Source organism: Marinomonas sp. FW-1 (assembly GCF_005222245.1).
Classification (GTDB): domain Bacteria; phylum Pseudomonadota; class Gammaproteobacteria; order Pseudomonadales; family Marinomonadaceae; genus Marinomonas; species Marinomonas alcarazii.
Map to the genome: position 1 here is coordinate 2,927,189 of NZ_CP025987.1, position 22,169 is coordinate 2,949,357.

At 43.7% G+C, this 22,169-nt stretch carries 20 protein-coding genes; 2 read left to right on the forward strand and 18 right to left on the reverse strand.

Annotated features, from left to right (window positions below):
- The first annotated feature begins 54 nt into the window (after window positions 1-54).
- Window positions 55-780, forward strand: a complete 726-nt coding sequence (locus C1X04_RS13590; protein ID WP_110577242.1) for a GntR family transcriptional regulator — start codon at window positions 55-57, stop codon at window positions 778-780.
- Window positions 781-803: 23 nt separating this feature from the next.
- Here the strand turns inward: C1X04_RS13590 and C1X04_RS13595 are convergent, their stop codons facing one another.
- A complete protein-coding gene (locus C1X04_RS13595) occupies window positions 804-1,109 on the reverse strand; it encodes a DUF6482 family protein (protein ID WP_110577202.1) in 306 nt (101 codons plus the stop codon).
- Window positions 1,110-1,234: 125 nt separating this feature from the next.
- Between C1X04_RS13595 and C1X04_RS13600 the strand changes: the two genes are divergently transcribed.
- The gene (locus C1X04_RS13600) at window positions 1,235-1,912 is read left to right on the forward strand and encodes an AAA family ATPase (RefSeq protein ID WP_110577201.1); all 678 of its coding nucleotides are present in this window, start codon (window positions 1,235-1,237) and stop codon (window positions 1,910-1,912) included.
- Window positions 1,913-1,922: 10 nt separating this feature from the next.
- On the opposite strand, the gene C1X04_RS13605 is transcribed toward C1X04_RS13600, so the two are convergent.
- The 17 genes from C1X04_RS13605 to uppS form a co-directional block, all read right to left on the reverse strand.
- A complete protein-coding gene (locus C1X04_RS13605) occupies window positions 1,923-3,959 on the reverse strand; it encodes an FUSC family protein (RefSeq protein ID WP_245927089.1) in 2,037 nt (678 codons plus the stop codon).
- A gap of 19 nt (window positions 3,960-3,978) precedes the next feature.
- On the reverse strand, window positions 3,979-4,839 hold the full coding sequence (locus C1X04_RS13610; protein WP_110577199.1) for an HlyD family secretion protein: 861 nt from the start codon (window positions 4,837-4,839) through the stop codon (window positions 3,979-3,981).
- A gap of 4 nt (window positions 4,840-4,843) precedes the next feature.
- A complete protein-coding gene (locus C1X04_RS13615; RefSeq protein WP_110577198.1) occupies window positions 4,844-5,047 on the reverse strand; it encodes a DUF1656 domain-containing protein in 204 nt (67 codons plus the stop codon).
- Between the two features lie 152 nt (window positions 5,048-5,199).
- Window positions 5,200-6,510 carry a tRNA lysidine(34) synthetase TilS gene (tilS, locus tag C1X04_RS13620; protein WP_175404948.1) on the reverse strand — a complete coding sequence of 437 codons (1,311 nt, stop codon included), beginning with the start codon at window positions 6,508-6,510 and terminating at the stop codon, window positions 5,200-5,202.
- An 84-nt stretch (window positions 6,511-6,594) separates the two neighbouring features.
- Entirely contained in the window at window positions 6,595-7,542 is a 948-nt protein-coding gene (gene accA, locus C1X04_RS13625; protein ID WP_110577197.1) for an acetyl-CoA carboxylase carboxyl transferase subunit alpha, read from the reverse strand.
- 120 nt (window positions 7,543-7,662) lie between these two features.
- The gene (gene dnaE / locus C1X04_RS13630; RefSeq protein ID WP_110577196.1) at window positions 7,663-11,139 is read right to left on the reverse strand and encodes a DNA polymerase III subunit alpha; all 3,477 of its coding nucleotides are present in this window, start codon (window positions 11,137-11,139) and stop codon (window positions 7,663-7,665) included.
- Window positions 11,140-11,143: 4 nt separating this feature from the next.
- Window positions 11,144-11,743 (reverse strand): ribonuclease HII, encoded by a 600-nt coding sequence (rnhB, locus tag C1X04_RS13635; protein WP_137170238.1) that lies wholly within the window; start codon window positions 11,741-11,743, stop codon window positions 11,144-11,146.
- Window positions 11,743-12,900, reverse strand: coding sequence for a lipid-A-disaccharide synthase (gene lpxB, locus C1X04_RS13640; protein ID WP_137170239.1), 1,158 nt, complete (start codon window positions 12,898-12,900; stop codon window positions 11,743-11,745). Before lpxB ends, rnhB begins: the two co-directional genes overlap by 1 nt.
- Before the next feature lie 65 nt (window positions 12,901-12,965).
- On the reverse strand, window positions 12,966-13,742 hold the full coding sequence (lpxA, locus tag C1X04_RS13645; protein WP_137170240.1) for an acyl-ACP--UDP-N-acetylglucosamine O-acyltransferase: 777 nt from the start codon (window positions 13,740-13,742) through the stop codon (window positions 12,966-12,968).
- Complete coding sequence (fabZ, locus tag C1X04_RS13650) at window positions 13,742-14,179, reverse strand: 3-hydroxyacyl-ACP dehydratase FabZ (protein ID WP_110577192.1); 438 nt, start codon at window positions 14,177-14,179, stop codon at window positions 13,742-13,744. The genes lpxA and fabZ overlap by 1 nt, the downstream gene beginning before the upstream one ends.
- Window positions 14,176-15,216, reverse strand: a complete 1,041-nt coding sequence (gene lpxD, locus C1X04_RS13655) for a UDP-3-O-(3-hydroxymyristoyl)glucosamine N-acyltransferase (protein ID WP_137170241.1) — start codon at window positions 15,214-15,216, stop codon at window positions 14,176-14,178. The genes fabZ and lpxD overlap by 4 nt, the downstream gene beginning before the upstream one ends.
- Window positions 15,217-15,219: 3 nt before the next feature.
- Window positions 15,220-15,714 carry an OmpH family outer membrane protein gene (locus C1X04_RS13660; protein ID WP_137170242.1) on the reverse strand — a complete coding sequence of 165 codons (495 nt, stop codon included), beginning with the start codon at window positions 15,712-15,714 and terminating at the stop codon, window positions 15,220-15,222.
- A 30-nt stretch (window positions 15,715-15,744) separates the two neighbouring features.
- A complete protein-coding gene (bamA, locus tag C1X04_RS13665) occupies window positions 15,745-18,090 on the reverse strand; it encodes an outer membrane protein assembly factor BamA (RefSeq protein WP_110577189.1) in 2,346 nt (781 codons plus the stop codon).
- Window positions 18,071-19,417 (reverse strand): RIP metalloprotease RseP, encoded by a 1,347-nt coding sequence (gene rseP, locus C1X04_RS13670; RefSeq protein WP_137170243.1) that lies wholly within the window; start codon window positions 19,415-19,417, stop codon window positions 18,071-18,073. Before rseP ends, bamA begins: the two co-directional genes overlap by 20 nt.
- Window positions 19,417-20,589 carry a 1-deoxy-D-xylulose-5-phosphate reductoisomerase gene (gene ispC / locus C1X04_RS13675; protein WP_175404949.1) on the reverse strand — a complete coding sequence of 391 codons (1,173 nt, stop codon included), beginning with the start codon at window positions 20,587-20,589 and terminating at the stop codon, window positions 19,417-19,419. The genes rseP and ispC overlap by 1 nt, the downstream gene beginning before the upstream one ends.
- Window positions 20,589-21,392 (reverse strand): phosphatidate cytidylyltransferase, encoded by an 804-nt coding sequence (locus C1X04_RS13680; protein ID WP_110577187.1) that lies wholly within the window; start codon window positions 21,390-21,392, stop codon window positions 20,589-20,591. Before C1X04_RS13680 ends, ispC begins: the two co-directional genes overlap by 1 nt.
- A gap of 2 nt (window positions 21,393-21,394) precedes the next feature.
- The gene (uppS, locus tag C1X04_RS13685) at window positions 21,395-22,126 is read right to left on the reverse strand and encodes a polyprenyl diphosphate synthase (RefSeq protein WP_110577186.1); all 732 of its coding nucleotides are present in this window, start codon (window positions 22,124-22,126) and stop codon (window positions 21,395-21,397) included.
- Window positions 22,127-22,169: the final 43 nt, after the last annotated feature.

Genomic DNA, 22,169 nt, shown 5'->3' on the forward strand with positions numbered 1-22,169 from the left:
TATTCATATTTACGTTATGATTATTTTTCTATGAAAAACACTGAGGCAAGAACCATGAACAAACCCGGACAACAAGTAATTGGCCGATTACGACAAATGATTTTGTCTGGCGAATTGGCTTCGGGCCAACGTCTTGCTGAAATCCCCACTGCAGAGCAACTTGGCGTTTCACGAACGCCTGTGCGCATTGCCTTCAGAACGTTAGAGCAAGAAGGGCTACTGACCAAATTATCTGGGCGGGGCTATATCGTCCGCCAAGTGACACAAGCAGAAATCAGCGGTTCTATAGAAGTACGTGGAGTTCTGGAAGGTTTAGCCGCAAGACAAGCGGCTGAAAATACACTATCCCAAGCACAAAAAAGTGAGCTATTAACATTATTAAAGCAAGGCGACGAGCTATTCGTAAAAGGCAGCATAGATGAACAAGACCTTGCTCTATATCATGATATGAATCAGCGCTTTCATCAGATTATTATTGAGGCCAGTTTAAACCCCGCCATAGCCGAGGCACTAAGTCGCAACGAGCACCTGCCTTTTGCTTCCGTTAGCGCATTGGCGTTTGACCAAAACAACCTAGTACAGGAATATCGACGCTTTAACTTTGCCCATATGCAACACCACGCCGTCTTCGACGCCATCACGAATGGCCAAGCAAGCCGCGCAGAAGCCATTATGCGTGAACATGCGAATGCCACTCATGGCTATGCTAAAACATTCTCCCAGATGGAAGAAAAAGGTGAAAAGATGCAAGTGTTAAACAACGTGAACTCAGCACTGTAAGCTCAACATGCCTCACTCCCCCATTAGGTAGACTGAGCGAATTCTGTATTCCCTATTGGCACCTCTAACACATTTCCAACTCCGATCGGCTGACCTATCATTTCGTCATAAGCACTACGATGACAAAGCACCATAGCCCCAACCGATTTACCTTTAAACAAGGCCTGCAGATCTAGCTTATTATGGCTGGTTATGAAGCGTCCTTCATCTGTTTCAATATATTGCTCCTCTCCATCGATCACCACCGATAACTGGTATAGGTTTGACTCTAAAGAATGCAGTTTGACTTTATCAAAATGAAAAATCTTCTTAAGCTCTTTTAACAACATAACAGTATTCCTTTATGGCTTTACTTAAGTACGTACCTCATTGCATTATCAGTTCACATTAAGTGGTGAATTGCCTTCATAAGCTCGCATTAACGACCTAGTACAAGAATAAAATAGGAGAAACCATGGCCATTGATATTTACGACAGTTATACCAATTCGACCAATGTCCAAGTCGCCCTTAGCAAAATAGAGTCTTACATTAAGCAGCCAAACCGTAGTTTGATAGGTTTAACTGGCGGACCGGGGTCAGGAAAAAGCACCCTAGCAAACTATTTACTCGATCACTTTAGTAAGCAGCAAAACGCTCAGGTAGTTTGCCTCTCAATGGATGGGTTTCATTTATCGAAAGCCCAACTTCACAGCCTCCCCAATGCTGAAGACGCTTTTGCTAGACGCGGAGCCCCTTGGACTTTCGATAGCTCAGCCTTTATAAAACAAGTGAAGAAGATCAAACATGGCTACCAACAAGAGGACATATTATGGCCAAGCTTTGACCATGCCCTTGGCGACCCAATTACCGACGATGTATCGATCAAAAAAGAAACAAAAGTCATATTAATTGAAGGGCTTTATTTGCTCCACCAGCAAGACGGCTGGGAAGAATCAAAAGCCTTATTCAACGAGCATTGGTTTCTAGACATCCCCGTTAATGTAGCGATCGAGCGTTTGGCAAAACGCCACATGCAGGCTTGGGGATTTAGCCATGAGCAAGCAATGAATAGAATCAACCAAAGTGATGGCTTAAACGCCAAACTCGTTGCCACCTACAAAAATCAGGCAGACTGGCTATTAAAAATATAGCCTTCCTTTCCTAAGATTTCTGCATAGCAATGGCTTCTGCACTGCGCTCAAAGGTCAAATTAATGCGTAAGAACATACCTTGAATCGCTTCAACTTGACTAGAATGACCTCCCAAAGCAAGCAACTCGTCATATAAAGACTGACTGGCTTTTTCAAAACCATTATTACAGTGACCTTTGCTTGCTAATAGAAATGCGTCAGCCAAGGCTGTCTGCCATTTTTCCAATGATTGCAATTCCTTACCCGCCAACTTTTCACAAATGGAGCGTAAGCGGATAGACACATGCCCAAGATTCAAAGCAGTCAGTGCCAAATCAGTAATCGCCCGCGTTTTAGAACCCTGATCATAATTGGTTAACCGCAACAATCTATCAGCCATTCGGCGATTATACCAAGCAGCAGGTGCTGCATGCTGGTTCACCTCCAATAGATCCTGATACGTTGTCTTAAATATACGGTGAACCAGCAACTGAACACTTGGCCCCGTAATTAAGTGGAATACCCAAAATAAAATACTCACTCCAGCAAAAATAGCCATCGCAGAGCTTATTGTAAAATCGATAGAGAAGGCCCGACTCATATCTCGACTTGGGCTGACCAGAATAGAAAAAGGAATACAAAAACCCAAACCATATGGCAGAGTCTGACGATCAAAGAGCAACAACAAACCAATAAAATATGGCACTGCTAGCACAAGCAACAAAAGCTCTAATTGACCAGAGCTCTGAGCCAATAAATTAAGCGCAAAGAAAATAGCAACCAGCAATGCCACGACGACACCAATCAGCAGCCGTTTCAAAACCACTTTTAGAATCATCAAAGGCAATCTAGCCAGCATGATAGAAAAAATAACCGGCAAAATCATAATCATCAGTGCAGCTGAAGAGCCAGTACCAACCCAGATACACGCTCCAATCAAAAACACAACCATAGTGCGAACACCAATGACCATTCCCGCTAATGGATCACGATAGGACAGCATGCTAGGCGCATTCAACAAGGTGCTATCACGCTTTTCTAGTGCGCGAAACGCTCTCAGCAAAACAGTTAACTCCGAGGTGACTTCTGCACCGACATTTAACATATGGGATTCAAAGGGAGCATCTGAGTCATTATTTGCACGGTAATCAGCAAGATCACTACGTAATATTTTGACTTGCTCTAGGCAATAATCAAAATCTTCCGATTCTGCAATTCGTCCAAATGTGTCCCGCAACTGATCGAGAAGTTGAGTCACAGCGGGCGTCATCAACTCGGCATGACGACGCTGTAAGCGCCCAAAGATTTGCACCAAGGCCAACAAAGACAAAACTTTTTGAGCCAATTGATTCGCAGCTCGTGTGTGACCGGGTCCTTTTGGCCCCTCGTAACTCACTGCACTGGAATCTTCGCTAACCATTCCTAGCGTCGCCATAATGCCATCAATTTGCTTATGGCGATTTTCGTGAGTGCCAGACTTATCGAGTTCCGTCACGAGGTATTGTAGCGTCTGGTTAATGACAGATCTTGCTTGTCGTTGCAGGCTATCTTTTACTTTCACAGGCCAAAACATATGGCTGACTACCCCTGCGCAAATAGAGCCAATAATGATTTCACTCACCCTCGCTTGAGCAATATCAAACACCGCTTTACTGTCTGCGGTGGATGGGCTAGCCATCACCATTAACACAATAATCTCCGACGTCACTGCCGCCATTGCAAACGCATAGACAAAGTTAGCTTGTCGCACCATAGCGGATAACGCGGAATTCAACCCTAACCATAACGCCAGCACACCTAAAGCCAAAAAAGGGTAAGCCATTAAATACGTTAATAAGACAATGCCAAATAGACCACCAATAATCGTTCCTATAATTTGGCATACCGCCTTTTCAATGACCAAACCACTCTCAGGCCGCATTTGCAAAAAAACAGCAGAGACCAAAGCCCAGTATGGACGATCAAGATTTAACGATAAGGAAAGAGTCAGCGCCATTGCCATGGCAATGATGCCTTTCAGCGCAAAAATAACCGCCTGCTTTTCAGGTAAAAACAGATTGCGAAGCACGATCTCCAAAGCGGTCTCCCTACTGTTTGGCCAAATGAATCGTCGCCGTCATCCCCGCACTAAGTTGAGTGCCCTCTGGTAATGAATCAAGCTTAATATCCACTGGAATACGCTGCGACAAACGCACCCAGTTAAACGTTTGCTGAACCTGCGGTAAAAGCTGACCGTTGCTCTGGGTGTTGCTATTCGCTATGGCCTTACCAATACTCACCACATGACCTGTCAATGGCTTACCACCACTTAGCAAAGTGATTTTGGCTTGCTGATTTAAATGAATGAGGGGGATTTTAGTCTCCTCAAAATAACCTGTGACATAAAACGAATCAGACTGGACTATGGCAAAAACAGACGCCCCCTGCCCAACATAATTCCCTTTACGCAAATTGAGATTAATAATATGCCCTGATGCCGGAGCATAGACATGAGTGCGATCCAGATTAAGCTGCGCAGTTTCTTGCTCCGCAACAGCTAAATCATAATTGGCTTTGGCGATTTCAGTACTGATGCGTGACGACTCTAAATCTTCTGCACTAATCGCCTCTTGTCTTCGAAGCGCGGTTCGTCGCTCATTTTTATGCTTCTCCAGCTCCCAAGTATATCGAGCATTCTCAGTTCGGGCTTTGCTTTGATTAAGTGCAGCTTGATAGCGTTGCCGATCTACACTAAAAAGTAAGTCACCTTCTTTGACGACTTGGTCATCAGAGATTTTTAAGTCTGTTACCCAGCCAGAGACATCAGGCGCAACCGTTATAATTTCGGCGCGGATACGTCCATCTCGTGTCCACGGTGAATGCATATAATCATTCCACACCCAATTTCCCGCAAACAGAGCGGCCAGAATAACCAATAAAGTGATAAAAATTCGTAGATATTTTGTCATTGATTCATCTTCCACCTAGAACATAAACAGTAAGAGCCAAATAGCACACAAACAAAGACACCTCGAACCAAGCGACTTTCCAAATAAGGTCATACCAATCTAAACGATGAAGAACAAAGCGTGTGAGTGCCGCTAATAAGAAAGCGATAGGAAAGTACACAACCAGTGGGCTAAATTCCAACCCACCAAGAACAGCAACTTGAAGCATTAAAAAATCCTGTCACGTTAATATGTTAGACAATGTGATGACATTATCGAAAATCCGAGCATGTTCTAAGCATAGAATTATATCGGGATAACACCAAAGAATTGTGCAGCTAACAGCCAAATAAAGGCACAACGATTTCGACAGCCAGTTTTTTAAGTGTTTTTAGGGAAAGGAAGGCTTGGATCTAAACGCCAGCTAATTTTCAAATAAGAATAATCGGGGTGCAGCCATAAATCCCCAATGGCGACCAATGTATCTCCGTCATACACATAAGGAAGATGCTCTCTCCACCAGCTAGGAATAGCGCAATCATTAAACCATTTCTTTAGTTTACGAGTTGTGCCATTGGGCATGAGCAAACTTGAGCCTTGTGGTCGTGCTTTCAGGACGCACGAATCACTTCCGGTAACACAAACACTGTCAAAAGAGCGCTCAAAGCGTTCACCTGAATGCAGTGCTGATAGTTTGATTTCTTGATCCAAGGGCAGTACGTACACAGCATTCTGATGACGCTTTATCCGCCCTAGAGGAAACTCAAACTCTGGCTGCTTATCCTCTGCACCAGAAAACATGGCTTCTACACTTTCTAGCTGGGATTGCGATAATGAAACACCATTACCCTGTAAAAAATATCGCCACCAAAACAACCTTTCTTGAAGAGGTTTATCAGCAATACATGATAAATCAAGACCACCAAATTCATTACTCCAAGTCGCCAACTGTTGCTGGGCAAATTGAGAGAGCATCGCGTAATCCGTGGCAATTCGTTCAGCGCTCGACGCAATATTCTGTTCCATTTTTGGGAAACGCGTTTGCAAAATGGGCACAACGCTTTTACGAAGAAAGTTACGTGTAAACCGCTCATCTTCGTTCGATTCATCATTAATATGAACCAATTTATGTTGATCTGCATAGGCTTCAATATGCTCTTTCGACACCTTCAAAAAAGGCCGAATTAAGCGAGCCCCACCACGTCCAATTACTCGTTCTTGCGGAATGCCCGCTAACCCCTTTCCTCCAGTTCCGCGCAACAAACGAAACAACAGAGTCTCCACCTGATCCCCAGCATGATGAGCAAGTAAAATGACGTCTTGGTCAGACATGACTTTTTGAAAGGCTTGATAACGCGCATTGCGAGCGGCATCTTCGAGGGAAGCTTGCGCCTCTAATTGAACTTTTTCAGCGATAAAAGCGACATTTAAATTGCTGCAAATAGACTCACAATGCTTCAACCACGCATCGGCATTCATACTCAACCCATGATGAACATGAAGCACCACAAGTTGCTGTTTTCGCTCTTCTGAAATCTGACTAACCAAAGCATGAAGCAACACATGTGAATCGACGCCACCGCTAAAACCAACCCATACTCTCGCCTGCCCCGAAAAGACAGAATCAAGCCACTCGGTATTAAATTCGAGCCGAGATAAGGAAGCCAAGGATGCAGAGGTTGAACGTTTCATCATAAAGCCCAAAAGCAAAACACCTTACACACAAGAAACAAAAAAGCCCCCTAAATATAGGAGGCTTTTGAGAGAAACAAAAACTTATAAACCGTAAGACATCAGGCGATTGTAACGGCGAGCCAAAAGCTCTTCAGTCGTCAATGCTTCCATACGATCCAATGCCGCAAGAACATTTTTCTTTAAGCTTTGAGCCATTTCTTCATGAGAAATATGCGCCCCACCTAAAGGCTCTTGAATAATGGTATCAACAAAACCTAGCTCTTGTAGACGCGGAGCGGTAATGCCCATCGCTTTTGCCGCATCAGAAGCACGATCTGCGCTCTTCCATAGAATAGAGGCACAACCTTCTGGAGAAATAACCGAGTAAGTGCCATATTGCAGCATCATTAGCTCATCACATACACCAATGGCCAAAGCACCACCTGAACCACCTTCACCGATAACGGTAGAAATGATCGGCGTTTTTAGACGAGACATGACAGCCAAATTAAAGGCAATCGCTTCACTCTGACCACGCTCTTCAGCACCGATACCAGGATAAGCCCCAGGTGTATCAATAAGCGTAACGATTGGCATATTGAATCGCTCAGCCGTTTCCATAAGGCGCAATGCTTTACGGTAACCTTCAGGGCGAGGCATACCAAAGTTACGTAATACTTTTTCTTTAACTTCACGGCCTTTCTGATGACCAATCACCATCACAGGACGGCCATCTAAACGAGCAATACCACCAACAATAGCACGGTCGTCAGCGTAATGACGGTCACCATGCATTTCTTCAAAGTCAGTAAAAGCGTGTTTAATATAATCAAGTGTATATGGGCGCTTTGGGTGACGCGCAAGCTGAGAAACTTCCCATGCCCCTAAATTACTGAACAGGCTTTTTGTAAGTGCTACTTTCTTATCTTCTAAGCGACTAATTTCGTCACTTATATTGAGTTCGTTGTCATTACCGACTAAACGTAACTCTTCGATTTTTTGTTCGAGCTCAGCAATCGGCTGCTCAAAAGGGAGATAATTTAAATTCATGTTTAATTACACTACTGTTTGGTTGCCATCAAATTCAAAGAAAAAAGATAAAATCTTTTGTCCTATAGCTCTATTAGCGCGTCGCGACGCTACATTCCGTTACAAAACTATTAAATGAGTCTAAGTATACACTAACTGAACATTTTGTTTACCGTATTGTTTCTGAAGTTGGTGAATTAATTCGTCATCTGGACGAACTTTCCAACCAGAACCCAAGCGAATATCACCACATGCTTGCGGTGTATCAAAGCCTATAACCACATCACAGCCATCACCGCGATAGGACTCCATATAATTCGCCAAGGCTTGAATTTCTGTTGGTGTCACCGTCTCAGACGTCCAAGTAATACGCAATGCTTCAACATAGCGAACTCGAGCCTGAGCAATATCGAGGACATTACGAGCAATAACTTTTTGCCCACCTCTAAACTCATCAACAGTAATTTCACCTTCAACAACGACAACCTCATCTTTTACAATAACATCTTTAAAAGACTCGTAGTTATCCGGAAAAACAGTCACTTCAATACGGGCTGAACGGTCATCTAACGTGACGAAGGCGATGTTACCACCTTTTTTACTCTTGGTAATCCGCAAGTCTACGATCAAACCCGCCATCACTTGAGTATCGCCACGCTTAGGCTGCAAATCAACAATCTTGGAACGAACAAAGCGACGTATCTCTTTTTCATACTCATCGATTGGGTGACCTGTCACATATAAGCCCAGCGTATCTTTCTCACCATCAAGTCGTTGACGTGGTGGCCATTCATGTTGAATACCTATTTCCTTATAAGCATCCTCCGTATTTTCCTCTACCGCAACACCAAACAAGTCCATCATGCCGGCATCTTGGTTCTTAGCATCCTGCACCGCTCTCTTAAGCGCTTCATCAATACAAGCAAACAAGGTTGCACGATTCGGCCCTATGGTGTCAAACGCACCGGAACGAACCAAGGCTTCCATTACCCGTTTATTTACTTTCTTACCAACGCGTTGGCAGAAATCAAAAATATGCTCAAACGGTCCATCTTTACGGGCTTCGACAATCGCCTCGATTGGCCCTTCACCAACCCCTTTAATCGCACCAAGACCATATACGATGGCCCCTTTTGGGTTAACAGTAAATTTATACACAGACTCATTAACATTAGGCAGCTCTAACGCCAATTCCATAGAACGACATTCTTCAATGAAGATAACGATCTTGTCCGTGTTCTGCATATCCGCAGATAATACTGCAGCCATAAATGGCGCAGGATAATGATTCTTTAACCAAGCAGTTTGATAAGAAACAAGGGCATAGGCTGCAGAGTGCGATTTGTTAAAACCGTACCCCGCGAACTTTTCCATCAAGTCAAAAATATTACCTGACAGATCCTTATCAATATTGTTCTTAAGTGCCCCCTCCATAAAGATCAATCGCTGCTCGGCCATAACCTCGGCTTTTTTCTTACCCATGGCACGACGAAGCAAATCGGCCCCACCAAGAGAGAACTTGGCAAGCACCTGAGCGATCTGCATTACCTGCTCCTGATAGAGAATAATGCCGTAGGTTGGCTCCAAAACAGGAATCAAATCTTGATGCTGGTAATCAGGATGAGGGAAGGCCAATTCAGCACGACCATGTTTACGGTTGATAAAGTCATCCACCATGCCTGAACCCAACGGCCCCGGACGATACAAGGCCACCAAGGCAATAATATCCTCAAAACGCGACGGCAAAAGCTTTTTGATCAACTCTTTCATACCGCGGGATTCCAGCTGAAATACAGCGGTAGTTTCTGCCCGTTTCAATAGATCGTAGGTGGATTTGTCTTCCAAATCGATCAGAGAGATATCAAGCGGCGGCTTTCCTTCCAACTCATTAATAGCATCAATGTTTTTAACCGCCCAATCGACAACGGTTAGGGTTTTAAGACCCAAAAAGTCGAATTTTACTAAGCCAGCTTCTTCAACATCGTTTTTATCGTACTGAGTCACCAGTCCTGAGCCATCTTCTTCACAATAGAGTGGAGCAAAATCGATCAGTTTGGTTGGTGCGATTACCACACCACCAGCGTGCTTACCAAAGTTACGAACCACACCTTCCAAAGAGATTGCCATTTCCATGACTTCTGCAGCGTCTTCATCACCCGATATAAACTCAGGCAATGCAGGCTCTTCTTCCAAAGCCTTTTTAAGCGTCATGCCTATCTCAAAAGGAATCAGCTTAGATAACTTATCCCCCAAGCTATAAGGCTTACCTAGCACCCTGGCCACATCTCGAACTACGGCTTTCGCCGCCATGGCGCCAAAGGTAATAATCTGAGACACCGCATCACGTCCATAAGTCCGTGACACGTAGTCAATCACTCGGTCACGATTATCCATACAGAAGTCGATATCAAAGTCAGGCATGGAGACCCGCTCTGGGTTCAGAAATCGTTCGAAAAGTAGATCATACTCAAGTGGATCAAGGTCGGTAATTTTCAACGCATACGCCACCAAAGAACCAGCACCCGACCCTCGACCAGGGCCAACGGGAATACCGTTATCTTTGGCCCACTGGATAAAGTCCATTACAATCAGGAAGTAACCAGGGAAGCCCATTTGATTGATGATAGTTAACTCAAAATCCAAGCGATCCCAATATTCTTGGCGACGTTTTTCAATACGTTCACCGTATTTTTTGGTAAGGAAGTTAAACCGTTCAATCAAACCATCATAAGAAAGCTTGCTAAAGAATTCCTCCATCGTCATACCTTCCGGTACGGGATAGTCCGGTAGAAAGTATTCCCCAAGCAACACATCAACGCTACAGCGCTTGGCAATCTCGACGGTATTCTCTAACGCTTCAGGAAGGTCCTGAAACAACTCGGCCATTTCTTCTGGGGTTTTAAAGTATTGCTCTTCGGAGTAACTGCGCTTGCGACGCGGATCATCTATGGTGACGCCATCATGAATACACACTCGAGCTTCATGAGCGTCAAAATTTTCTCGTTTTAGAAAGCGTACATCGTTAGTAGCCACAACTGGGCAACCTAATTCAGCAGCAAGAGGGACAACGGAATGTATGTAAGTCTCTTCTCCTGGGCGGCTAGTTCTCTGCAGCTCGACATAAAAACGATCTGGAAATACCGACATCCAATGAGCTAGACGCTTTTTGGCTAGCTCATTTCGTTCCTTTTGCAACAAGTAACCAATGTCACCAAAGCCAGCACCAGAGAGCGCAATCACATCTTCACTGTGCTCCTCTATCCATTTACGCTGAACAATAGGACGACCTTCCACCTGCCCTAACTGATAGCCTTTCGAAATAATGGCGATGATATTTTTATAGCCTTTATTTGATGTCGCCAACAGGGTAAATCGATAGCGAGAATCCACATCCTCATCTTCGTCCACCACGACATCCGCACCACAAATTGGCTTAATACCTTTTTCCATTGCGCCTTTGTAAAAACGCACAAAGCCACACAGATTATTCTCATCTGTAATGGCCACCGCTGGCATGGACATAAATTCAGTTGCGCCTAGCAGTCCTTTAATTTTCACCAGTCCATCGACTAATGAAAATTCGGTATGTACTCGAAGATGTATAAAAGATGTGGACAAAATATTATCCTTCTAATAGCTTTTTAACTGGACCAAAGCTACGTCTATGTATTGGTGTAATACCATACAAACGTATTGCTTCAAGGTGCTGGGCTGTGGGGTAACCTTTGTGTTTTTCAAATCCGTACTCTGGATAAATCTCGGCGGCCTTCACAATATCCCTATCACGAGTCACTTTCGCTAATATAGAAGCAGCCGAAATAGCCTCTTGGCGAGCATCACCTTTCACAACCGCTTCTGCTGGACACGGTAAATTGGGCGGAAGACGGTTACCATCCACTAATACATGCTCAGGTTGAACAGAAAGAAGCGACACTGCTCTAGACATAGCTAACATGCTGGCATGTAAAATATTTATTTCATCGATTTCAGCCACTGTTGCACTAGCAATAGCGTAAGCTAAGGCTTTGTCGATTATCTCGACATACAAAGCCTCGCGTTTTTTCTCTGTCAACTTTTTAGAGTCCGCCAAGCCAAGGATGGGCCGAGTAGGATCGAGAATCACCGCGGCTGCAACAACCTCACCGGCTAACGGACCTCGCCCAGCTTCATCAGTACCTGCTAACAATTCGCCGAAATACATCTGGCTAACAAAAGGTTCCATTACTTTCCTTTATCCTCAAGCATCGCAACAATCGCTTCTGCCGCCTTTTCACCTGCATTTTTACGCAACATTTTATGTAACTGCAGGTATTTATCTTGAATGGACTGATCCGTGATAAAAGACTTCCAAGTTTGCACCAAACGAATCGCTAGATTATCTGGTGTGGCTTCATCTTGTAATAACTCAGGTACTAACGTTTCATTTGCCAATAAATTAGGCAGGGAGACATACGGCACTTTTATCATTCTAGACATAATAGCAAAGGTCAATTTATTCACCCGATATGACACAACCATTGGACGTTTAACCAACATAGCCTCTAATGCGGCTGTGCCTGATGCCAATAAAATAGCGTCAGACGCGGCCATCACAACACGGGACTTGCCATCAATCAGAATCGCTTCGGCGTTTGCTTCATGAAGGATTTTTTCAATTTGTAGGCGTCGTTCCTTGTTGGCGGCTGGAATTAAAAAAGTCGCCTCTGGTTGATGTTGCTTGATTTGCTTCATCGTTTCGATAAAAAGTGGCGCCAATCGTGACACCTCACCTTCTCGCGATCCCGGCAAAATACCAAACACAGGGCCAGAAATATCCGCCAAATTAAGCGAACGCCTTGCCTCCAGAGGATCACTTTCTAATGGAATATCATCAGCTAAAGTGTGTCCAACACAGACAACAGGAATATTATGCTCATGGTAGATTGGTAATTCGAATGGAAAAAGTGCCAACATGAGGTCGACAGACTTCTTAATATTAAAAATTCGTTTTTGGCGCCATGCCCAGACAGAGGGGCTAACATAATGGACGGTAGGTATCCCTGCATGCTTAAGCTTTTTAGCCAGCGGCATATTAAAATCAGGTGAATCTATACCAATAAAGGCCGTGGGTGGATTCGCTAAACAATCTTCATACAAGCGTTTACGTATCCCTAACAACTCTCTTAAGCGCCCTAATACTTCAACCAATCCCATTATGGATAATCGGTCCATAGGTACCATACTTTTAAAACCCTGCGCCTCCATCAAAGGACCACCGATGCCTTCAAAAGTAGCGTTAGGCTGTAATAGTTTTAAATGAGCAATTAAGTTTGCCCCTAATATATCACCAGACGCCTCACCAGCGACCAAAACATAACGCGTTGCAGACGTTACTTGCATTTTCACAACCTCTAACAATAAAAAAACCCCGAAGCTGTCCGGGGTTTTCTTTTAATACATGGTGTCTATCGGACTATTCCACGTTTTGAATTCCGAATTGACAATATGAACTCGGTGACTTCAGGGATCTGAGACAGCTCCCCTTTCTCGAGCTCTGATAATGCAACTTCTAAGGTTAAGCCTTTCAAATACACTATTTTATAAGCAGCACGTAATGCTCGAATAATTTCTGGGGCCACGCCACGACGGCGCATACCTTCAAAATTCATTCCATGAGCTTTCGCAGGGCTACCAGACACCATGACATACCTTGGTATGTCTTTGGACACCATAGAACCCATACCACACATACTATAAGAGTTCACTTGGCAAAACTGGTGAACACCAGTGTAGCCACCAAGAATAACATTATTACCTACTGTGACATGCCCTGCTAGCGCAGCAAAATTCGCTAAAATATTATTGTCGCCCACAATACAATCATGACCAACATGAGTACTTGCCATGAACAGGTTGTTGCTTCCAATGAGAGTGATACCGTTATCTTGGACCGTGCCACGGTGGATAGTAGCATTTTCGCGAATCACATTATTGTCACCCAACACCAGTTGTGTCGGCTCACCCTTGTACTTTTTATCTTGGTTTGCTTCTCCAATAGAAGCAAACTGGTAAATTTCATTATTAGCACCAATCGTTGTATGACCATTAATCACAACGTGGGATTTAATAACACTACCAGCTCCAATTTTTACATTCGGTCCGATAACACAAAAAGGACCAACTTCCACACTGGAGTCAATCTCTGCTTTCGAATCGATTAAAGTAGTTGGATGTATCGCCACTATATTTTCCTGTCTGCACACAGAATAGAAGCAGAACACGCTAACTCACCGTCAACAGTTGCTCTACATTCAAATTTCCAAATACCACGTTTTTCAGTCACAATTTTAGCTTCAAGTTGTAAACGATCACCAGGCACAACTGGACGCTTAAAACGTGCGTTATCAGAACCAACAAAGTAGTAAATAGATCCATCTTCTGGCTTTTTATCCATGGTTTTAAAACCAAGAATACCGGCAGCCTGAGCCATTGCCTCAATAATCAAAACACCAGGCATAACCGGATGGTTTGGAAAATGTCCATTAAAAAACGGCTCATTAATGGTGACATTTTTGTACGCAATAATGGACTCATTTAAATTCAGTTCTACAACACGATCCACCAACAAAAACGGATACCTATGCGGTAGGTATTGGCGGATTTCATTTACGTCCATCATTTATTATCAACCTTCTCTAAAAACTTATTAACCTGTTGTTTCAATTGTAAAAACTGTTTCGCCATGTCATCAATTCTTCTGACCCTAGCAACAGTTCGACGCCATTTACTTGTTGGTTCCATTCCCATTCCGGAAGAGTAAGAGCCACTCTCCAAAATGGAATTACTGATCAGACTCATACCGGTAATATGAACATGATCAATGATTGTCAAATGACCGGCAATACAAACACCACCAGAAATCGTACAAAGGGCACCTATCTTCGTACTACCTGCAATTGCCGTACTGGCTGCAATTGCCGTATTATCTCCAATTATGACGTTATGAGCAATTTGAACTTGGTTATCTATTTTAACGCCATTGCCAATTAAGGTGTTCTCTATCGCACCACGGTCAATTGTTGTACTGGCACCAACTTCAACAGCATCGCCAAGCACCACAGACCCAAGTTGATGTATTTTTTCCCAGCAGCCCTCATTAGGAGCAAAACCAAAGCCATCTGCACCAATCACAGCCGCACTATGAATGATACAAGAATCTCCGAGCACAACATCATGATAAAGAGTGACATTAGGGTATAACTTAGTATTTTTACCTAGGCGAACGCCACGACTAAGCACACAGCCAGCACCAATGACAGATCCTTCGGCAATAACAACATTGTCATCTATAACAACATTAGGGCCTACGACGACATCGCTCGCTAATTGGGCCGTCGATGACACGACTGCGCTAGGGTGAATACCGCTCCAGCACTGAGTGCGGGGAACAAACAAAGTTGATAATTGAGCAAACGCTAGGTATGGGTTAGCAACCACGATGGCATTTTCAACCAACTGAGCCAGCTCCTCAGTTTTAACAAGAACCGCTCCTGCAGAAGTCGTAGCAAGCTGGCTTTGATACTTTGGATTAGCCAAGAAGCTTAACTCTTGCGGTGTCGCATTTTCGAGTGTTCCTAATTTTTCAATAATAAGATCAGGATTACCCTTAACGACACCTTGTACATTGGCAGCCAATTGCCCTAGCGTATGGCTCATATATTAATTGTCCTTATTAATTCGCTCTACAAGCTCATCAGTAATATCTGATGCACCACTTGCATACAAGCTCAACTGTCTATTTAGCACCAAATCTAATTTTCGCTCTTCAATTAACGCTTTCAAAGCCGCTTCACCTTTTGGTGTTAACGATTGAATAAGCTGTTGTTCTAATTCCTTCGCTTGACGCTGCATATTCGCAGCCATATTACGAATTTTATTCTGTTTCTCAGCTAATTCAGCGCGACGTTTTTTAAACTCCTCTTCAGACAAGGTTAATTCATCGCGTTTTAAATTATTTGCATCCGCTTCTAGGCTTTCTTGCTCACTTTTAAGACGAGCGTCCATAGCAGCAACTTTTTGCTTAGGTTCTTTGGCAGCTTCTTGACCAATATTACTTTGTAAAATCGCCGCTCTAAAATCTAATACAGCCACTTCTGTCGCCTGTACACTAGTTATAAAGCATAGTGTAAAAATCGCAGTTATGAGCTTTTTCATTTTAAATCCTATTAAATAATGCGTTCTAAATTAAAAAGTAGTTCCCAACTGGAATTGGAAAAAGTCTGTCTTATCACCGCTCTTGGAATTCAAAGGACGCGCAATATTAAACGACAAAGGCGCTATTGGTGTAATCCATGTCCAACTAAACCCAACACTGAAGCGCAGTTCCTCAGGATCAATGCCTTCATTACACTGAGCATTACCAGCAAGGCAAGTATCAGTAAATACGTTACCACCATCTAAGAACAAAGCCGTCCTAACAGACTTATGGTCTTCCACCATTGGTAATGGAAAAATCAGCTCCGCAGTACCTGTCATTAGGATGTTACCACCCAATGCAGAACTAGTATTATTAGAACCAGCATCATAAGAGTTCTTAGGCCCTAAAGATGAGGCTCCATAACCCCTTACCGAATAGGATCCACCTGCATAGTAGTTTTCAAAGAAAGGAAGCGTATCTGTGTCACCATATCCTCTCCCATACCCAAGGCGACCTTTCAGGCGGAACAACCACAAATTAGAGTCTGTCAAATTCCAATAGCGCTGAGAAGTTAATCCTACCTTAGTATATTGCTGATCACCAACGGGCAGAGCGACCTCTAGCGTAGCCCTCGTTGAGTAACCATCAGTTGGCAATACCCCACCCACTAAATCGCTATCAGTCCAAGTAAGGTTCGCAATGACATCTTCATAGCTTTCACCATAATTATTAACATAATCTTTGGTTTCATTAGATGGCTCAAAACCTAACTTCACGGTACTTTCTTTTACTGTCATACCAAAAGACAAACGCTGAGTGTCCGATATAGGATAACCATAGTTAACACCCACACCTATCTCATCAAGATCATAATCTTCCACATCATCATCAGCATGATCACTGGTTTGATAGAACAGCTGGAAGCCACGACTTACACCGTCAACGGTAAAGTAAGGATTATCATAATTAACAGAGTAATCTTGTGTTTGATTGGTACGTTGCGCATTAAAGGAGAGCTTATTGCCTGTACCTAAAAAGTTGCGCTTGGAAATACCAAAACCCAGTACCGTTCCATCTTCTTGAGAGTAGCCAAGGCTCGCTTGAATACTTCCAGAAGCTTGCTCTTGAACAACCACATCCAGATCGACTTGATCCGACGTGCCCGCAACAGGACGAGTTCTTAAATCAACACTACTAAAGAAGCCGAGACGTTCAATACGGCGCTTAGAGGATTGTATTTTGGAATGAGTCGCAAGCGCCCCTTCAAACTGTGTCATTTCACGACGCAGCACTTCATCTTGGGTTTCGCTATTACCACTGAATGTGATTCGGCGAACATACACTTTTGGCCCTGGAGCAATTTGGTAACTTAAATTCACCGTATGATCATCAAACTTTTCAGGAATGACATTCACATTGGTAAATAAATAGCCATGATCACCAAGCTCTGTTGAAATGCCTTCAATAATTGAAGTCACCTGACTACGAGAAAAAACATCGCCCGTTTTTTGAGTGATCTTCGACCAAACTCGATCTTCAGAAATAGGCAAACTGCCGCTTAACGAAACTTGATTGATAGTGTACGGTTCACCCTCATCAACGTTAATAACGATGTAAACGTCGCGCTTATCGGCAGACAGACTTACTTGGCTAGAAACAACTTGAAAATCTAAATAACCCTTATCTAAATAAAAGCTTTTCAGTGTATTTATATCACCTTCAATTTTTGCTTTTGCGTATTCATCCGCAGAGCTGAAAGGGTTCCATGACCCTGTTTCGCTAGACTCAAAGTCTTTTGTCAGAGTTTCCTGATCAAACGCTTTATTGCCAACGATATTAAGGTGAACAATCTTTGCTGTATCACCTTCATCTATATTGATCACAATCCCCGTACGGTTACGAGGCATTTCATTAATCGTGATATCTACCTTAGCGCTGTATCGACCTAGTGCGTAATACTGACGCTGGAGTTCTTGAACGATCTGATTAAGGGTTTCTGGTTTATAGATTTCACCAACCTCTAAACCTGATAACTTAAGCCCCCTCTCCAAGTCTTCCGTCTTGATTAGCTCATTTCCCTCAATAGTTAGATTACCTATTGAAGGTCGCTCCTCAACATCAAAGACCAAGACATTGTTGTCTTCATAAACATCAATATCACTAAAGTAACCCGTCCTAAAAAGACCAGTAATTGCTTGATACACTTTAGCAGAGTCATACGACTCTGTTTCATTAAACCCAATAACATCGAAGGCTCTTGCTGAAGGCATCTGAACCAAGCCATCAATACGAACATCTTCTACCGTTTTCGCAAAACTCTGCACGCTTATTAAAGCCAACAATACAGCTGAAACGACTTTCACATATACCTCTCTACAAGCGGGCAATATCATTAAAAATGGCCACAGCCATTAAAGCAAATAAAAGCGAAGCGCCTATACGATAAGCCAAGGCCTGAACTCGTTCAGATACTGGCTTACGTCGAATCGCTTCAATGCCAAAAAAGACCAAATGCCCACCATCTAACATTGGAATAGGCAATAAATTAAGCACCCCCAAACTCACACTGAGGTACGCCATAAACTTCAAAAAAGACTGTACTCCGGAGTCCGCCGATGCGCTTGCCACTTTGGCAATCGTTATCGGCCCGGATAAATTATCAACGGAAATCAATCCTTGTAACATTTTCCCAATGGAGGAAACGGTTAAAGATACCATTTTATGGGTTTGCTCAACACCATAAAACAAAGCCTCGAAAACCCCATAGTGCTTCTCCCTAACAAGACTTTCATCCCATTTAGGAGGAACCACCGCCAAACCTGCATAACCAATCGCCTTGCCATCACGCTCAGTGTACTTTGGCTGCAACGTCAAATTAACCACATTTTGCTTACGCTGCACCGCCATACTAAGCGTCTGATTAGGACTACTTTGCACAGATGCGACAACCTCTTGCCAACTCGAAACAGACTGACCATTGATCGATAAAATTTCATCACCAGGCTGAAAACCTGCAGCGAAACCCGCTCCATCATCGACAACCTGAGAAATCACGGGCAGCACAGTGGGTTGCCACGGCAACAGTCCAAATGCTCGAATCAAGTTATTTGGTTCATCACCCACTAGCCAACGATCTAAATCAATCTCCTCTTCATGCAAAGAGCCGCCACTTTCAGATTGATAACGAACGATAATGGTTCCTGTTTTACCGATCAAGTCTGCTAACACTAAATTTACATCGTCCCATGACGATACAGACTCACCAGCAAGTGCCACAAGCTCATCGCCAGGCTGGATTTGCGTTTGAGAGACAGGTGATTGCGGATCAACCTGCCCTACTTTGGGCGCAACAGACTGCACACCAAGCAAAGCAACAATCGCATAAATAACGACGGCTAAAATAAAATTGGCGATAGGACCCGCCGCCACAATCGCAATACGTTGCCACACTGATTTGCAGTTGAAGGTTTGACTTTTCAAAGACTCAGGAACATTCCCCTCACGCTCGTCAAGCATGCGAACATACCCCCCAAGAGGAATCATAGCCAGAGTAAACTCAGTTCCTGTTTTGCCGATATGACGATATATAGGCTTGCCAAAACCAACCGAAAAACGCAACACCTTCACACCACAGCGGCGCGCAACAAAATAATGCCCAAACTCATGAAATGTAATAAGAACACCAAGGGCAACAACAATAGAAAGAATATTCTGTATCATCAGAAACCACCACCAGAAACCAAGTCCAGAGCAAGGCGACGAGAATAAAGATCCGCCTCAAAAACATCATCTATTGCATTAACGGAACGAATATCCGCAGACATTAACACCCTCTCATTTAAGCGGGCAATATCAAGAAAACCAATTTCACCTTTTAAAAAAGCAGAAACAGCCACCTCATTCGCGGCATTTAACACAGCCATCGCTGTGCCTTCCATAAACCAAGCGTCGGCCGCCAACTTTAAGTTAGGAAAACGCACTAAATCTGGGGACTCAAAATTCAGCCGAGCCACATCCACCAAACTCAAAGGAGGAACATTTGTCTCAATACGCTGTGGCCAACTCATACCGTACGCAATTGGAATCTTCATATCTGGATTCCCCATCTGCGCGATGACAGAACCATCAATATAAGACACCATAGAATGAACGATGCTTTCTGGGTGGACAACAACCTCCACCTCATTCGGCGTCACATCAAACAACCAACAAGCCTCAATCAGCTCTAAACCTTTATTCATTAAGGTTGCAGAATCAATGGATATTTTTTGCCCCATCGACCAATTCGGGTGCTTACAAGCTTGCTCTGGCGTCACGCTGGCCATATCTTCAATTGACCAAGATTTAAACGGACCACCAGAGGCTGTTAAAATAATACTTGCGACATCTTGCTTATGAGCGCCATTAGATGTCTGAGGTAGACTCTGATAAATAGCATTATGTTCACTGTCTATTGGTAATAAGACAACATTATTACGTGCCACCTCATCCATAAAGAGCTTCCCAGCCGTTACTAAAGACTCTTTATTGGCAAGCAAGGTTCGCTTACCTGCACGAATACCCGCTAACGTTGGCTTTAGGCCAGCAAACCCCATTATGGCAGCCATAACTTGGTCAACAGACGAGTCTGAAGCGATGCTATCTAGCGCGTCCGCTCCCCACTCAAACGAAACATCTAAGTCTTGGCACTTACTTGCCAACTCATCTCGTGCCGCCTGAGACCCCATAACAACACGCTGCGGGTTAAAACGACGGCATATATCTGCCATTTTATCCACGCTTTGATTCGCTGAGGCACTTACCAAAAAAAATTTATCTGGGTGCTGAGCGATAACATCCAACGTGCTTTGACCAATCGATCCTGTTGCACCTAAAAGACAAATGCCTTGCATCAAAGCCATCCCACCAAACTAAGCATTAACACAAAAATAGGAGCCGCCGCCGTCAGGCTATCCACACGATCCATAACGCCACCATGACCTGGAATTAAATGACTTGAATCTTTTAGCTCTTCATGGCGCTTAAACAAACTCTCGGTTAAATCACCTAACACAGAGACAAATGAAGTAATCAAACCAATCGCAGCCAAAATGAACCATTGATTTAACGTAAAATCACTCAATTGAGCAAATACAACCAAACCAACTTGGGTAAGCAGCAAGCCACCAATAACGCCTTCCCACGATTTGCCAGGGCTAACAAAGCGGGCTAATTTTCTTTTACCAAAAGCACGACCAGCAAAATAGGCTCCCGTATCAGCGCCCCAAATAAGCCCCATAAGAAGCAGAATCCAAACAACAAAATCACCTGACTGGCGCAATACAACCAAAGACGACCATGTCGTTACCAATACAAGGGCGCCAAACACCAAACGACTGCTTTTAAACTTCCACAATAAAGGAACGGGGTAACGAATCACCCAAAACAACGCAAGAGCCCATAAAACCGGGCTAATAGTCAGCGACGCACTCTGCAAATCTCTATCAAGAACCACAAAACATATAGCACCTACTGCCGCTGCAAAAGCAACGCGACCCAATTGACTTCGCACGCCAGACAATCTGGCCCACTCCCAGCCAGCCAGTACAACAACAGCCGCCATTGCAAAAACAAAACTAGAAGCGCCCAAGACAAAAACAGCATAAATAAACAGAAAAGCCATGACAATGGCGCTAAAAATTCTGGGGAGTAACATAGTTATCGACCACCATAACGACGTTGACGGTTTTGATAAGTTTGAACAGCCTCATCGAAATGCGATTGATCAAAATCTGGCCACAATACCGGAAGAAAGACAAACTCAGAATAGGCAGTCTGCCAAAGCATAAAATTACTAATTCGCTCCTCTCCTGAGGTTCGAATCAACAGATCTGGCGGGGGCAAATCGGCCAACTGCACGTGCTCAGCCAACGAAGATTCATTAATATCTTCTGGCAACAATTCGCCAGCAGCAACACGCTCTGCCATTTTCTTGGCCGCTTCAGCAATATCCCAGCGACCACCATAATTTGCCGCAATGACAAGCGTCATCTGATCATTATTTTTTGTTGCATCTTCGGTGCTTTGAATCTGCTCTCGTAGTCCCTGACTAAAGCCAGACAAATCACCGATTACTCGCAAGCGGATTTTATGCTCATTGAGTCGTTTCAGCTCTTTTTTCAAAGAACGCATAAACAACTTCATCAAACCATCCACTTCCAACTTTGGGCGTTTCCAGTTCTCGCTTGAAAATGCGAATAGTGTTAGCACTTTAACACCAGCTCTAGCAGACGCTTCAACAACACGGCGAACCGCAGCAGCACCGGCTGTATGACCCGCAATGCTCGGAAGATGTTTTTTCTTTGCCCAGCGATTATTGCCATCCATAATAATGGCAATATGATCAGGCACGACTACTGAATTAATATCAGCGCCATCCAATTCAGACATAGCATTACCCTAGTCAACAAAAAAAGCGAGCTCGAAAGCTCGC